This is a genomic window from Ktedonobacter sp. SOSP1-85 (assembly GCF_016587415.1).
Classification (GTDB): Bacteria; Chloroflexota; Ktedonobacteria; order Ktedonobacterales; family Ktedonobacteraceae; genus Ktedonobacter.
In genome coordinates this window covers 802057-818236 of record NZ_BNJI01000001.1, presented here as the reverse complement: position 1 = coordinate 818236, position 16180 = coordinate 802057, and the positions used below count along the sequence as shown (strand labels likewise).

General features: G+C 53.6%; 12 protein-coding genes. 4 read left to right on the top strand and 8 right to left on the bottom strand.

Features of this window, described 5'->3' with window-relative positions; genetic code table 11:
- The first annotated feature begins 206 nt into the window (after positions 1-206).
- The 3 genes from KTE_RS03790 to KTE_RS03780 all read left to right on the top strand — a co-directional run bounded on the left by KTE_RS03790 (position 207) and on the right by KTE_RS03780 (position 5738).
- The gene (locus KTE_RS03790) at positions 207-2978 is read left to right on the top strand and encodes a hypothetical protein (RefSeq protein ID WP_201378706.1); all 2772 of its coding nucleotides are present in this window, start codon (positions 207-209) and stop codon (positions 2976-2978) included.
- Between the two features lie 268 nt (positions 2979-3246).
- The gene (locus KTE_RS03785; protein ID WP_201378704.1) at positions 3247-3963 is read left to right on the top strand and encodes a YitT family protein; all 717 of its coding nucleotides are present in this window, start codon (positions 3247-3249) and stop codon (positions 3961-3963) included.
- Between the two features lie 152 nt (positions 3964-4115).
- Positions 4116-5738, top strand: a complete 1623-nt coding sequence (locus KTE_RS03780; RefSeq protein ID WP_201378702.1) for a hypothetical protein — start codon at positions 4116-4118, stop codon at positions 5736-5738.
- Positions 5739-6264: 526 nt separating this feature from the next.
- Here KTE_RS03780 and KTE_RS03775 read toward each other — a convergent pair.
- The gene (locus tag KTE_RS03775) at positions 6265-6702 is read right to left on the bottom strand and encodes a hypothetical protein (RefSeq protein ID WP_201378700.1); all 438 of its coding nucleotides are present in this window, start codon (positions 6700-6702) and stop codon (positions 6265-6267) included.
- A gap of 170 nt (positions 6703-6872) precedes the next feature.
- On the opposite strand from KTE_RS03775, the gene KTE_RS03770 reads away from it, so the two are divergent.
- Positions 6873-7694, top strand: a complete 822-nt coding sequence (locus KTE_RS03770; protein WP_201378693.1) for an LLM class flavin-dependent oxidoreductase — start codon at positions 6873-6875, stop codon at positions 7692-7694.
- A gap of 117 nt (positions 7695-7811) precedes the next feature.
- Here the strand turns inward: KTE_RS03770 and KTE_RS03765 are convergent, their stop codons facing one another.
- From KTE_RS03765 to KTE_RS03735, 7 genes are all read right to left on the bottom strand, one after another.
- Complete coding sequence (locus KTE_RS03765) at positions 7812-9362, bottom strand: ammonium transporter (RefSeq protein WP_201378690.1); 1551 nt, start codon at positions 9360-9362, stop codon at positions 7812-7814.
- Between the two features lie 488 nt (positions 9363-9850).
- Positions 9851-10081 (bottom strand): hypothetical protein, encoded by a 231-nt coding sequence (locus KTE_RS03760; protein ID WP_201378689.1) that lies wholly within the window; start codon positions 10079-10081, stop codon positions 9851-9853.
- A gap of 63 nt (positions 10082-10144) precedes the next feature.
- Entirely contained in the window at positions 10145-10972 is an 828-nt protein-coding gene (locus KTE_RS03755; protein WP_201378688.1) for an ACT domain-containing protein, read from the bottom strand.
- 115 nt (positions 10973-11087) lie between these two features.
- Complete coding sequence (locus tag KTE_RS03750; protein WP_201378687.1) at positions 11088-12668, bottom strand: APC family permease; 1581 nt, start codon at positions 12666-12668, stop codon at positions 11088-11090.
- Positions 12669-13119: 451 nt separating this feature from the next.
- Positions 13120-13911, bottom strand: coding sequence for a metallophosphoesterase (locus KTE_RS03745; RefSeq protein WP_201378686.1), 792 nt, complete (start codon positions 13909-13911; stop codon positions 13120-13122).
- A 128-nt stretch (positions 13912-14039) separates the two neighbouring features.
- A complete protein-coding gene (locus tag KTE_RS03740) occupies positions 14040-15035 on the bottom strand; it encodes a serine/threonine-protein kinase (protein WP_201378685.1) in 996 nt (331 codons plus the stop codon).
- Between the two features lie 120 nt (positions 15036-15155).
- A complete protein-coding gene (locus KTE_RS03735) occupies positions 15156-16082 on the bottom strand; it encodes a LysR family transcriptional regulator (RefSeq protein WP_201378683.1) in 927 nt (308 codons plus the stop codon).
- Between the last annotated feature and the right edge of the window lie 98 nt (positions 16083-16180).

Here is a 16180-nt window from a genome sequence, read left to right as displayed (position 1 = left end):
ATATACGGACATGCACATGCTTTTTGAGACAGCTATGTGCCAGGACTGCGTATGCCTGGAGGGTGCATGGGGTAGTAGGGTATGGCCTGCGATATATCCAGTTGGTAAGACTATGTTCCTATCGTGCTGAGATACTTGACTGATTTCTGACTAAATAATCTGTACTATCAGTCGTGTCCTCGCAAAAGCAAGGAGGTTTTTCGCGTATGTCTCGCTCCCACGCATGGCGGCGCTATGTCATCGCGAGCATTTGTGCCGCACTTATGCTTTTTGGCTCATCTGCCGCGTATGCCAGACCAGTGCAGCCACATTACAATCACTTCCTCTATAACAATCCCGATGGCGATGCCCTGTATGCTGATGGCCCCGAGGGGCAAGCGGAGGCGGCGGCACAACAGTATGATGATCGTGCCTATCCACAAACGTACATCGATTATACGCGTGTCAACACTGCCTATAATGCACATCTTGCTGTTACCCAGCAGGTGATGCCAGCCAACATCAAGTCAAACAGTAACGGTGACTGGCAGCTTGTGGGTCCTAGCACTCCCCAGGTTGCACCTCAGGCTACCTACACTGGGCGTGCTACCGTTACATCTGGCCGCATGAATGTTATTTTAGTAGCCAACGACTGTAATGCTACGCTCTGTCGTGTCTGGGTTGGCGCGGCTGGTGGCGGCATCTGGTCGACTGAGAATGGCCTGGCTGCGGAACCAACCTGGACCAACTCTTCGGATGGCCTCTCCTCCAATGCGATTGGATCGATTGTGCTTGATCCCAATGATCACTCGGGACGGACGCTGTATGCTGGCACTGGCGAGCAGAACGGCTCAAGCGACTCCGAGGCAGGCGTTGGTCTCTTCAAGTCAACCGACTATGGCAAGCATTGGAAACTGGTTGAGGGCAGCGTCCCAGCAGCCAAGGATCGCGCAATTAGCTCGGTCGCCGTCGATCCCACGAACGCCAAACATATCTACATTGGTACGGCGGTTGCGCGCCACGGCTCATCCGCGGTCAATGGTGGACGTTTTACACCTCCCCACGCGCCAGTCGTTGGCCTGTACGAGTCGCTCGATGGTGGTAAGACCTTTAAATTGGTCTTTAGCAAAGAGAGCGATACCGTCGACCCCTCTTCCCCCAATGGCAGCGACTTCTTCCGTGGTGGCGTAAGCAAGGTACGCTTCTATCACCAGGGGGCAACGACGCAGGTCTACTTCTCTGTCTTTGACTATGGCCTGTATCGCAGCAACAACGGTTCGTTTGAGCAGGTCTTTGCCTCCGCTGGTCAGGGCACAGTTGCCAATAGCTCACTCTCACGTACCGAGTTCGCGTTGGCCCCCAATGGGAATAAACTGCGCATCTATGTTGGCGATAGCGGCAGCTCTGCTGCACAGCTATACCGCGTCGATGATGCAAATGTGCCGGCCAGCACTTTGACGAATGGTAAGGCCAATCCTGGCTGGCTCGACCTGTCAAACCAGAATGCTGGCACACCTGGTTTCTCGTCGTACAACTATTGTGGTGGGCAGTGTACCTATGACATGCCAGTAGAATCTCCCGCCGGACATCCAGATACCGTCTGGATTGGTGGGCAGATGCAGTATGACGAGATCTTTACCACAACCCCGCCCTCCAATGGTCGCGCGGTTCAGCGCTCTACCGATGCTGGAGCTAGCTTTACCGACATGACCAATGATACCCAGAATCCTCCCCTGGGTATGCATCCCGACCAGCACGTCATCGCCTTCGCACCCAGCAATCCTGATATTGCCTTCCTGGGTTCGGATGGTGGCATCGTGCGTACAAGTGGGCAGTTCGCGGATACCTCCAGCGATTGCGCGAATCGCGGCATCTCGGGGACTGATCTGACGGATTGCCAGGCATGGCTGAAGGCGATTCCAACGCGCATTTACAGTCTCAACGATGGTCTCTCGACCCTTCAGTTCCAGAGCTTGTCGGTCAACCCGAAGGATCCCAAGCATGACCTGATTGGTGGTACTCAGGATAACGGCACCTTTGCCAGCACGCCATCAAACCTCTCCGTCTGGACACAGACCGTGGGCGGCGATGGTGGCAACTCGGTTATTGACGCTGGTAACCCCACTATTCGTATGCACACCTATTATGGTCCAAATGGCGACGTCAACTTCCGTGGCAATGATCCCAATGGTTGGGATTACTGGGCGGACCCGCTCTTCGCGAGTGGAGAGGCGGCTTCGTTCTATGTGCCTCTGATCGGCGATCCCAAGGTGAGCCAGACGATGTTTGTCGGCCTGGAGCACGTGTGGCGCACGCAGGATAGTGGTGGTCCCCAGGCATACCTGGATCAGCACTGCAACGAGATCACAGGCGACTTCACGGTACAGTGTGGCGACTGGGTCCCACTGGGTCCCAATCTGGTGGACTCTACTTTTGGCACAGATAAGGGTGGCAGCTACGTGGTAGCCCTCAAGCGCGCACCGAGTGATACGGGTACGCTCTGGGCGGCGACACGCCGTGGCCGTCTCTTCATCTCGACCAACGCCAATGCTCCCGCCGCTAACGTGACCTATACACGTATCGATACCTCGGCACAGCCCAATCGCTTCATCAGCGGTATCGCGGTTGATCCGAAGGATAAGTATCACGCCTATATCTCGTTCTCGGGGTATGACGCGTATACTCCCAATACGACAGGCCATGTGTTCGATGTCCATTACGATCCCGCGACGGGCAAAGCGTCGTGGAAGGATATTAGCGCTAACCTGGGCGATCAGCCTATCACGAACGTTGCCTATGACAGCGTGACCGGCAACCTTTATGCCGCGACCGACTTTGGTGTCGATGTCCTGCGTAAGGGTAGCTCGCACTGGCGCACCGCCGCTAAGGGTTTGCCGATGGTGGCTGTGTATAGCCTGACCATCTCTGAGTCCGGACGCGTGCTCTATGCGGCCACACATGGGCGCAGCGCCTGGCGGCTCAATCTCTCCAACGACTAAGTGACTGCCCTGTCAGTCAGTACCAGGGACCCCGCGCTCAATTGAGCGCGGGGTCCCTTTTTTATGGCCTGGGCTTCCTATTGGTTGGCACTGTGTTCTATTTATTGGCTGTTGTATCGCAGCCAGACATACTATAGGCTTTCTGTAGGTATATGTGATGGAGTGAGGAAAATGCAGGAGGCATTTTCCTCACTCCATCACATATACTCAAACGAGCCACAAGGTGGCGAGAAGTCCTGAGTAGAATACATAGAAGAATGGATACTACATGCGGCATATCTTCTGGCGCTCCCTCTTTTCATGGAAGTATTTTTTGCGTTTGCTGGTGGTTATCACTGGCTTATTCCTCTACGCGCTTGGTATCGTACTAACCTATCGCTCTGGTGTAGGACTAGACCCCTGGGATGTCTTTCACCAAGGCATTAGCCGGCATACTCCGCTCTCCTTTGGGATGGCCAATATCGTGGTTGGCGCGGCTTTGATTGTGTTGACGTTGGCGCTCAAGGTCTACCCCGGCGTAGGGACCATTTTGAATATGTTCCTTATCGGAACCTTCGTGGACCTGCTCTTGCGCTTCAATGTTATTCCAGATATAGGGCACCTGGCGCTGTTCTGGCGTCTGCTCTGCAACGCACTTGGTGTAGGCGTCATTGGCCTGGGAACGGCCTTCTACATTACACCCCGTCTGGGCACGGGACCTCGCGATGGCTTAATGATGCGCCTGCACACCCTGACTGGGCTGCGCGTGGCGATTGTGCGTACCTCTATCGAGGTGTGTGTACTGGTGATAGGGTTCCTGCTGGGCGGCACCATTGGTATTGGCACACTCATCTTTGCCCTGGGCATCGGACCCGCGGTTGAGGGAAGTTTTTACCTGCTAAAGAAGGTTATGGCGTGGATGCATCTGGTTTCCCATACCAGGCCCGTGGCGCAGGTCCATATAGATGCTGTCGGAGAAAACGCGACCCTCTCGGGCGAAAAATAGGGCATTTGACCCATCCCTCTTGTTCTGCCAGGCTGTATGCTAAGAGGCGTAGAGTGGTAAGTATTGATAAGGCGAGGCCATAGGTTGATGCATCTAACTATTAATCTAGATATAGCCTCGTTTGCAATAATCTTTGGACAGGAGGGCTCGTAATGGCTCGAAGCCTCTATCGTTTCTACTTATATGCGGTTGCCACGGCATTATTGATTTTTGCGATTACCGCCTTTGGCTCGCTGCTCTCGACAGGCCTCGCGTTTACATCCCTGCGTGGCACATATCAGAGTATACCGACACAGGCGCAGTTCGTGCAGGCTGTGAGCTATGCCTGTGTGGCATTTCTCATTGCAGGCCTCTTAGGTGGCCTGCACTACTGGCTCATACGCCGTGATCTCCGGCAAGAACCTCAGGCAGCACATAGCGCTATCCGTTCCTTCTTCTTGAACACAACCGAAGGGATAAGCGTTGCCTTTGGTGTGCCATTGCTGGGCGCGGCACTCTCGTCGTTGGCGTCGACTTACTATAGCGGTGTCATCTTCATCTGGTCGTCAGCTCTCTCCTTCTTGCTTCTAGCCTGCCTGGTACATCTTGAGCGTCGACGCACTGGTGAGCCTACGGGACTCGCGCTCGTCTTTCAACGCATCCACATCTTCGGCGTGCAACTCGTTTTATTGTTTACTGTGACGGCCTTCTTCGTGTTTGTGCCTGCGATCAGAGAGGCGATCGATACGTTTTTCTTTGGTGGTGCTGCCCAGTGTGATATGAATTCCTCCTGCAATCCTGCCAACCCCTTCTGGCTACTGATCTCCTTGCTCTGGGTCGCGGGAAGCTGGATTTTTTACAGTTGGATGGCACGTCAGGATCGATCCCTGGCGACACGTTTGATCTTTCATGGCCTGGGCCTGGCCTATGGTGTGGCCTTCCTGCTGCGAGGATGTTTTCTGGCGATTGTTGTGCTGCTTCACCTGGGGTATAGAGACGCTGTCCACCTGGCGCAGATTCTGGGGTATCAGGGAACATATGATTTCTTCTCGCCCTTGGTGTTGGGGGTGCTTCTCATTGGCATCTATGCCTGGTCATTGAACAGTAGCATACGCCAGGAATTGATGCGTTTGGAAGTATTGCGCCTGACCATGCTGGCAATTGTAGGGGCCGTCCTGGCGGGCGCGTTCTGGTGGGGGCTAGGGAGATTACTCTTTAATGCGCTGGAGATAGTGTTTCCAACCAATGGAATGCTGGTAGATCACCAGGCGTGGTTTGAGTCCTGGGCATTGGTGCTCTGCGGGGCCTGCTATATGTTGGTAGACTGGTACGTGCGCAGAGTATATAAACGGGATGGCGAACTGGTAGCGGGACCGCGTCGTGGGTATGTGCTCACCCTTCTGGGAGCAGGCGTCCTGGCGGGTGCGATTGGCCTGGCAGTGGTATTATATACCGGTGTTACCACACTGCTTGGTTCAGCTGTGTCGAACTGGCAGCTGGCGGCGCAGGGAGGACTTAGTGCCTTCCTGGTTGGCGGCGTCCTGGTGGGTATCTATCTGCCAACCGCGCTTCGTGAGCATCTCTTCAAAGGGAACGAGGTGCCACATGAGGAGAAGCCCTCTTCTGTGGCAGTTCAGCAACCCACAGGTGTGGTACCGGAAGAAGGTCATGAGGAACAGCCTGCTTTGTCGCAAGACGCGGCGATTGAAGCGATCCTGGATGCCTTGCTGGCCAACAATCTCTCGCGTGATCAAGCTGCAGCGCGTCTGCATGAGCTTATACACGTGGGCAAGTAGTATACGCTGGAGCAAGACAAAGCCCTGATAGTGCGTCTGGCCTATCAGGGCTTTGTCTTGTTAAGTTATGTTTCGGGTGAGCGGCCCAAGGAGCCTTAGGCGTGCGAATAGTGGAGCGTCTCCACCTCAAGGGGTGTCGCTGTATGCGCATGTGATGTGGCCTGCGTTTTAGGTGAGCAGTGTGAGCAATAGGAGAACAGAACTGAGCTATGTGGACGGCGCATTTTGCATGCGTGACGGTTGCAAATGGTATGCCCGCACTTGATGCAGGACTGAGTGTTCCACCAACCTAGCGATGCATTGCACAGGGTACAAGACTTTTCATTATGCATGAGCTTCATGCCTCTGGCTCCTTTGACCGATTCTCAATCGGGATGATACGTCTGGTCAAACCAAACTCTGATCTATTCCTGGTAAATGATCATATTTCCGACTGCTCTAATAAGATATTAGCACACCCTAACAAAGACGTCAATATAGTGGTAATGATGAGTGGCTACTGTTTCTTCCAGGTCTGCTGGCCGTATTATTTCATATAGGCGAGGAGAGCGAGCCAACCAAGCGTTAGTAGGAGAAGAGCCTTAAGACTTTCGACGAGAATAAAAGCCTTGTGATGATAGGTGGTGGGGAGCGGATTACCTGCTATCGCCTGCTCTGCGCGGCGATTAAGGGCTGGACGCAGGCTCATTGATTGGTAGAGCACAAGGATAATGATGAGAGCAAGAAGGAGCGCCAGGAGAAGGCTGGGGAAGTGCAGAGCATAGCTGCCAATCAGGAGGACTGCCAGGAGAATTTCTATTCTATTGAGAGCGGTAAAGACCAGGCGCCCGATCCCCAGCCCCAAGGCCTGAGTAATGCCGGGTGCGCGGAATTTAAGTGGTGTCTCCAAAAAAGAGATGCCCAGCAGCAATCCCAGCCAGAGAAAGGGTAGCGCAACCTGTAATGCTTGAGCTATGTAAGCCATGAAAATATTTCCTTCGCGACTTTCTAATCGATATCTGTGCTTGTTACTCCTCTATAGATTGTAGAGCAACAGCCAGCGGAACACAAAGGCAAATAAGACATAGGGTGTCATATAGGGAGCGCTATACTTTGTGGAGGAAAAAGGCAGGTTGTGTTTAAGGAAGGAATGTTATGGCACGTATGAAGTATGGCTTTGTCTTACTGGGAAACGACAAGCAGGTCGTGGAACTGGCGCAGGAGGCAGAGGCGGCGGGCTGGGATGCTATCTTTTTACCTGATGACTATGGGAGTGCCTGGCTTAGATTGGCAGCTATTGCGATGAAGACTGAGCGCATACGCCTGGGGACCATGCTTACTCCCTTGCCTCAGCATCATCCCTGGACTGTCGCGGCGCAGGTGGCAACGCTGGATCATCTCTCCAATGGACGTGTGATTCTGACCGCTGGCTTAGGTGTGCTGGAACTGGATAAGGTTGGCTTGCAGGAGAATCGTAAGAGGGCACAGATGCTAGATGAAGGTCTGGATCTATTGTCGTTGTGGTGGCAGGGAACCTCTATGCGCGAACTGACCTACCAAGGACGACATTATCAACTGACAGAAATGGCGGCGGATGTTCTCTGGCCGACCCATAAGCCGCTCCAGCAGCCGCGTATCCCTATCTGGGTCGTAGGCGGAGAGAAGGCGAGCCAGGTACGAAGGGCGGCGCGCTGGGACGGCGCGCTTATGCATGGCAGCCCCGAGGAGATTCGTCAGCGTTGGGCCATGATTGAGGCACAGCGCATTGATAGCGTCCCTCTGGAGTATATCGTCGAAGGGGAGACGCCAGGTAATGATCCAGAGCAGGCTCGCGCGATGGTCCAGACCTACGCCGAAGCGGGAGCTACCTGGTGGATCGAGAGCATGTGGGAGGAGAAGGATCGTGGCTACGACATGTTGGGGCGCATCAGAATGGGACCTCCTGAAGGTATTGAAAATATACAGGGCAGGCGATAGCGTGGTATGCCCCCGACACATGCTTTAGTAGCGCTGGTCGGGGGCATGTGCGAATATTAAAAAAACTTCAGGGGGCTTGCGACTCCCTGAAGTTTAGCTGTGATTCCGAATTGGAAGTTAATCTTCGCCTACACTGACAGCCTCTGCCAGTTCATGTTCCTCTGATGCTGGCACATGGCCATTGGAACCTACCAGGGAAGGTGTCAGCCCCGCGAGGGCATACTCAGGATAGGCGACCGCGCCGTGCTCGTGCAGGTCCAGGCCCTCAATCTCACCCGCTTTAGAGACGCGCAGCACGCCCATATATTTCAGCGCAAACATGAGGACAAGGGAGACAACCATGGTTGCCGCCACTACCGCGCCAGAGCCGATAGCCTGGTCGAGCAGTTGCGTGGCCCCGCCACCGTAGAAGAGACCTGTGACAACCGAACTGGTGTCGGCACCTGTGGGTGTCGGCAAACCGTATGCACCCGATGCGAAGAGACCGAGAGAGAGCGTACCCCAGATACCCGCTGCCAGGTGGACAGGGACAGCGCCAATAGGATCATCGATACGCAGGTACTCCAGGGCATCAATGCTCCAGGCTACGACCAGAGCGGCAATCGCTCCAATGAAGAACGCGCCAATAGGATCGACCCAGTAGCAGGGGCAGGTGATGGCGACCAGTCCTCCTAAGAAGCCGTTGACAGTGAGACCGAGATCCCATTTTTTCGTGCGAGCGTAGGAGTAGAAGAGAGCGACCAGGCCACCGCTACAAGCCGCGAGCGTGGTGTTGAAGGCGACACGACCAATGCCAACCGCATCGAGCGCAGAGAGTGTGCTACCAGGATTAAAGCCATACCAGCCAAACCAGAGGATCAAGCCACCGACTGCGCCAATGATCAGGTCGTGTGGCGCAGGTGGGCCACCGCCATCGCGCTTGAAGATGCGACCCAGGCGAGGACCAAGAGCGATAGCACCCGCTAATGAGATGGCACCGCCAATGCTGTGAACGACCGTCGAGCCAGCGAAATCGTGGAAGTTGAGGCCGACGAGCCAGCCATCAGGACCCCAGGCCCAGTGACCAATGATCGGATAAATGAAACCGGTAACGCCAATGCTATAGAGGATGTCGCCCCAGAAGCCGCAGCGGCCGATCATCGCACCCGAGGTGATGGTCGAAGCCGTATCAGCGAAGGCGAACTGGAAGACCCAGAAGGCGAGCAGTGGCACACCCGTCGAAAGATAGGTGGAAGGGAGACCCATAAGGAAGAAGCCCTGGGTGCCGATAAAGGGCGTGCCAGGCTCGAACATAAAGGCAAAGCCCCAGGCCCAGAAGAGAATGCCACAGATGCAGGTGTCAGCGATACCTTCGACCAGGATGTTGACCGATTCGCGAGAGCGTGCGAAGCCCGCCTCAAGCATAACAAAGCCAACCTGCATACCAAAGACCAGGAACGCAGCAACCAATACCCATACCGTATTCACGGCATTTATTTCTGGTGTCATAGTTGGGGCGCCATGGACTGTTGCATGTACCACTGTTGGCAGGATCACCCACATTGCGGTGAGGACAAGAGCCAGGCCTAACAACTTTCCAGTCATGAGGAGTGCGACGTTCTTACGAACGATTGGATTGCTCGCGTTTGTGCGCAAGCGCTCCCAGGTAGTGCGGAGAAGTTTCGTCATCTTGCAATAAGTCCTTTCGTGCGAAAGACAACTTGAGTAAGAAATGTGCTCAATGCGAGCAGATGGCGAACGTACTCGGCGCTGAGTAATTGTGGGCAGGCCTGTGGGGGGCGCTGCCACCAGGGAGGGAGTCTGTAAATATCATCATTGATGTGCATCGGTTCTATGGATTAGTATAGAGTCTTTTGATTTATATTCTTAGATACAACTTGTCACAAATCGCTTGCCTGTTTTTGTGCAAATTTTACAAAAATAGACACTTTGGTGAGCTTTTCTTGAGAAAAAACACCTTTTTATTGAGCTTATATTTAGTATAAAGGCCTTTTTATTGAGAATTCCTTTATAAAGTAGCCGCGGCAATTTGTTTAAAATGCCCATATTTATATGCCTCCCATCCGAGTTGAAGAGGTTTCTATCTCAGATAGAGGCAGCTGCAGATCCAATGTATGGTGTTGAGTCGTAAGGTGGGAGAGAGCAGAGGAATGGCCTCAGGAGGAGTGCGTGTTCCCTTTGCGGTTCCACCAGCGGCGAAAGGCGACTATGGCCCAGATGCCCTCCACCACACCAAAAGGCCAGGTGCCAGCCAGCCAGCCATAGAGCGAGGAGGCCGCGCAGGCACAGGCAAAGATCAGAACCCAGTAAGCAGAACGATGTTCGAGGGCATAAGAAAGTAGCATGACGCCCACGGCGCATGCTCCAAAGATCGTTAGCGCATCCATAAATTTTTGGTTCTCGTTTCTAGAGGGGTAGTGAAGTGGCTTGCCAGGATGAGTAATCCAACGCTAGCGCTCGATGATATGTCCAGCTTGTTCTAGCACCTGCAAGGCGCGTTCCACGTTCTCTTCTTTGACTAGCAGGTAATCAGTCGCGTACGTTGCGATGGCCAGGACACTGATGTAGGCCTCTGCCAGGGGAATTGCTAGCGAGGCATTGACGCCCGCGATTGAGAAATCAAAGGCCCCACGCACCTGAACGCAGCGCCACCCGCGCTCCGCTTCAATATCGCCAGGAACATTATCCTCCTGGCAGACGATAGAGAGTTCTTCGGGTGTACGTGTCAGGGAGACAAAATTGCCGAGCAGAGCCCAGTAAGGGATATGTTTATCAGGGTGGAACTGACACACAGCATATTTATCTGGGAGTAGTGAGAGATTGAGTTGTTTCATCGTTAACTGCGCTTGCTCCTTTATTGCTTGCATTTTAGCCTTTAACTGCATCAAGTTGCCGATTACAAGCGTATTAGTCTTTTTGTTTCTGCCAGAGCGTCCACAGCGATAGCAGGCGGGGACGCAATTCTCGACGGTTGTTCCTCCTCCTTGTGGTAGTGGAATAATGTGACTCATGACCTGGAAGGGCCGCTCCTGGCAGTAGGCGCAATGCCAGTTGAAATAGTGCAGGGTCGTAAGCCATTCAAGTAGCGTTAGCGTGGCCTGTGCCTGGAGCGAGCGTGTTTTGCATAATTGTCCCTCAAGGCGATCTATTTCACGGATGATCAAGAGATAGTATTCTTCTGTACCAGCGAGTTGGCGAATCGTCTGTACATGTTTACGCTTGCTCGTCATGACTCGTTCTGCGATGCAGAATAAGGCTCGCTGATGTTTTGGTCCCATTGATGTTTCCTTACATCTCTAGGCGCGTCCTTACCTGTATATTGTGACCCCTACCCCTTCGATCCCTCTATACACAAGGGGATCGAAGGGGTATTACTAATGGTATTGAATGCCGTTAGTCGCCGCTTGTTAGCGCGCCATCACTACCAGTTTCGAGTACAACATCACTGTTGCTACCAAGGCTCGCTTTGTGATCCTCTGGATAGAGGATGGGAATACCTTTGACGAGCTTGCGAATGTAGAGATAGGCGAAGCCAACAACCAGCCAGAGGAGTGAGAAGACACCTGCGATAATCGTGTCTGTCTGCGTAGTACCACCACCAGCGATGGCGAAGTAAAGCACGCCGATCAGCATAGCGATATTGAGCAAGGCTCCCAGCCCTGGGAAGATAAACGTTGTAAGGAAATTCCGTCCCACGACACCGGCAAAAGCGACGATGCAGATGAGGCAGGTCAGGCCATAAAGTATGAACGTGCCGATATTTGAAATGAGTGTTACCTGAGTAAGATTATCGATGTTGAGCACACCATAGCCGCCGATGACCGCTGAGATCACGGAGAGCACAATGACACCGACATGTGGTGTGCGATATTTGCCGTGCAGAAAGCCGAAGACCAGGGGAAGCTCTGTATCTTTCCCCATCGCATAGGTTACGCGAACGCCTGTGTTGAGACAGGAGAGCGCGGTACCAATGAGCGCGATAACAACTGTAGCGGCCAGGATCACCGCGAAAGCCAGGCCATTGCCACCAAGCATCTGGTCGCCAATGATTTTCGCCATGTCCCCAATGGGCGCCCCAGAGGCGAACGCGGCATCAAAACCAGTCTTGCCAGCAGCATGGTAGCCCGTGTTGATAAAGTAGTTCGCGGCAAAGTACTCCAGGAAGTAGAAGACAACCGCCTGAATAACCAGGGAGAGCAGAACGCCACGTGGAATATCGCGTCCAGGATTCTTGGACTCAGCTGCCAGGGCCGTCGCCGATTCAAAGCCAACAACTAGCAAGATGGCGATAGTGGATTGCTGAATAAGACCTGAGAGGTCATGTGGCATAATCACGCTCAGCGCGCTGGTATGCAGATAATGTACCGCGGGATGCTGAGCACGATAGATAATGGCAAGTACAGAGAAGGTGACAAGGGCGACGATCTGAATCACGTTGATGACGATATTGGCCAGTGTCGAGCCAGTCACGCCAACATAGGCGATGGCGCCGACGATTCCTGCGAAGACCACACACACCAGTACCTCTTGCCAGGGTGCGCCAAAATCAGGATAGAACGTCTGGATAATGTAGGTGATGAGCAGGCCCATGAAGGCCACCATCACGCCCGGGTAGATCCAGTAATACAGGTGAGAGGCCCAGCCAACCAGGAACTTGCTCAGGCGCGCGAACTTGAAGTGTCGATGCTCTTCTTTATGTAGCACCGAAGCTTCAGCGAAATAATACGAGCTACCAGCACCTGCTTCAGGGTAACGGTTCGCCAGCGCTGAGTAAGCGACGGCTGTGAGCAAGGCAATCGCGGTTGCGATAAAGACCGAGGCCCACATGTTCATTGCGGAGGAGGGATTGGCTTGCAACTGATAGGTGGTCCAGAGGAAGGCTCCAGGCGCGATAAGCGCCATGGCATTGATCGTGACACCGGTGAGACCAAGGGTAGGTACCATTTTGACTTCGCTTGGGTTTTGAGCTGCCATGTCAGACTCCCTTCTTAAACTGGTTTGAACCGTGCATATGGCGTCATCACCATGGAGAGGGGCCGTCTTTGCTCACCTGGAGACAGAGGTTCGCGTCCGTTGCGTACCTGTTCCAAATCTTCTGCTCCGAACACCCCGAGTGCGTGGCCGCTGTGCCCCCGCATGGGGTTGGGGTTCAGAATAAAATCACATCTCTTAGAGCAAAGTATATGAATTTTCTGGCAGAGATGCTATGTGTAAAACAGAAAAATTTAAGCGTGATTTTTGTGCATCTTACACAAAGACCACGCTTTCCTTGAGTGCCCTTTGAGGAGAGCCAGTCCTTTTTTGCGCGAGCTTTGAGCCTTTCAGCATAGCAAATAGTCAATTTGTACAGAGGGGCAATAAGTCAGGAAAAGAGGGGATTGGCCCGCTTCTATGGCTGGCGCGGGCCACAAGATATTGGGGTCTATTAGAGTTGGTGTACAAAGCCTCGCCCACCAAAATAGAGGCCACCATCAACATTAATGCAGCAGCCACTTGCATAGATCCAGGGATGCTCAACTTTTTTAGGAGAGCAGCCAAGCATGAGGTGAATCGGCGTATGACCATGGAGGAGTTGCTTGCCACCATAGATGCCTAAGAGGCGGCGCGCGAACTCCTCGCCGTGCTGTGCATGGAGAAAGGCGCCACGCCTGGCGAAATCTTCCAGCATCTCCTCCCAGGCCAGGGCATCGCTGTGGCTTAGCAGCTTACGAAAGGTGGTGTTGACCTCGTCGATGGTGCGCCCACATTTAAGATAGAGGGGGGCGTCGGCGTGCAGCAGAAGGCTCTCATCTACGATGGCCATGGCGGGCAGGTGTGCCATCCAGTCGAGGTGGTGCAAGGTTAAGCTGGCGATATCTTTCTGATTGCCCCCATTGCGTTTCCAGCGCGTGAGGAAGGTGCTTCCTAGCCCGGTTGAGCGTCTGCCGAAGCGGTAGGCTGCCAGCAAGAGCATCTCATGATTGCCCAGCAAGGAGGCCACGGTGCCGCCTACGGCAGCGGCCTCGCCCTGGAGACGTATCACGAGGTCCAGAACTTCAATGCCCTGGGGGCCTCGATCCACAAAATCGCCCATAAACCAGAGGGTCGCATTCCCTCCGCACCAGGAGTGATGGTCATCAATTAGTTGGGCCGCCTGTAGCAGTTTAAGCAGCGACTTGAATTGTCCATGAATGTCGCCTATAACATAGACTGGCGCTGAAGCAATATTCGTTGTCATAGAATTTCTTGAAATAGTCAATCCTTGTGTAAATTATGTGGGGCAGTGGGTATGGTAAGTGCTGGCGACCATTGGTCGCCAGCACTTACCATACCCACTGCCCAGGCGAGCGCCGCAGGCGCGAGCAGTCAATGCTGGGCATTATGTACAAATTGTACAAGGAAACCAAGCGCGATGATCACCACAAAGATGGCGAGAATGATCAGTGTCGCGGTAAGCGCAGTCCGGCTGGACTGATTGAGTTTGGGCGCCTCTGGCTCATAGGGGACCGGTTGAACCTCTTCAAAATTGCGCAGGTCGTGATAGAAATCGCGTATCGATTTGTAGCGCTTCTCCGGATCACGGCGAATAGCGCGCATGACCACCGTTGCCAGAGCGGGTGAAAGGTCCGGGTTCGCGAGAAGCAGTGAGGGAGGATCCTGCGAGACATGCTGATTGATGATAGCGAAGACATTTTCTCCCTCGAAGGGGGTATGGCCGCAAAGCATTTCGTAGAGCATGATGCCAACCGCGTAAATATCAGAGCTGGCGGTGCCACGCTCGCCTTTGAGTTGTTCGGGTGACATGTAATCGGGTGTGCCTACGGTTCCGGAGAGTCCGCGCCAGGTCACACGGCGCGCCCCTTCGAGTAGGGCAATGCCAAAATCAATAATTTTGATGTCTCCATCATCTGTGACCATGACATTTTCAGGCTTTATATCCCGGTGAAAGACACCCTGCTCATGGCAGTAGGCAAGCGCATCGCAGAGTTGAAGCGTGATGTGAAGCGCCTGGCTGGTTGGCATTGGTTTGCCCTCTTGATCCTCCAGTAGCAAGCGCAGCGTCTGCCCTTTGATATACTCCACAACGAGATACTCTTGTGAACGTTTCTCATCTGTATTGAGCAGTTCCTGTACCGAGGGATGATGTAGCCGGTTCCCGATCTCTGCCTCGCGTCGATAGCGTTCAAAGACCGCGACATTGCCAATGAGATCTTCGCTAGGAAATTTAAGAACCACGTCGCGCTGATCGGAGAGATCACGCGCGAGATAGACCCGGTTCATCCCACCATGACCCAGCATGCGAATAATTTTATAATGATCAATACGCGTGCCGGGTTTATAGGCTGTGGTCATGCGTGCCATCGGCCTTTCTTCAATACGATCACGATCAATTTGGGACCTGCGACGCTAGTATAGCATATCCCTAATTTAAAGGAATAGAGTGAGACCAGGGAATATGCCTAAAAATTTCTTGAGCGTATTTTACCTTTTTTCTGACGCGAAGGCGAGACCACCAGGTGGAGAAACCGGCTCTTGTAGGACTTCTCGCGCAACGTTGAGGAAGGATTGAATGGCGGGCGAGAGCCATTTCTCTTTATGCCAGAGCATCTGTGTTAGCACCTGAAAGTGCTGCTTACCCCACTGGAGGACGACGAGCTTCCCCTGGGCGATTTCTGTCTCGACCACGAGCGACGGCAGGAAGGCGATGCCCATGCCCGCCATTGCACATTGCTTGATAGCCTCGACGCTGATAAACTCCAGATCAGTCACGGCATCGACGCCAGCAGCATGGAGTGCGCGCTCAAAGACATTGCGGTAGGTGCATCCTTTCTCGGTGAGGAGAAATTGTTCGCCTCGGATATCCTCGGTCTCTACATAGTGTTTGGCTGCCAGGGGATGATCGGGTGAGACCAGCATTAGCAGGGCTTCCTCTGCGAGCGGCTCGCTTTCAAGCGCGCTGGAGCGAACCTGGTCCTCGAGGACAAAGGCAACATCGATGCTTCCCTCGTGAATGCTCTGGCGTTGGTCCAATGTTGGACGAAAGATCAGGCGCGAACGAGGAAACCTGGCACGAAACTGCTGAAGCACTCCGGGTAAGCGATAGGTGCAGAGCGATTCAGGCGCGCTGATCGTCACGGATCCAACTGGATCTCCATCCTCCATAACCGCGCTTCGCGCCTCATCCACCAACCCCAGAATTTTTTCACTATAGAGGAGCAGCTTCTTCCCTGCCTCAGTAAGCGCCACGCGTTTCCCCAAACGATCAAAGAGCTTGACCCCCAGTTCCTCTTCCAGGGCTTGAATCTGTGTTGTGACACTTGATTGCACATAGTTAAGAGCGATGGCGGTGCGGCTGAAGCTGAGCGTATGCGCCACCATGCGGAATGTGGTGAGTTGGCGTACATCCATGTTGGTTTCCTATCGTTTTTATCGATGGTAGATATCAAAAACGTTTCCTTGACTTGATACTACCACTATATTACACTTATGACAAGGGTAAATTCTTA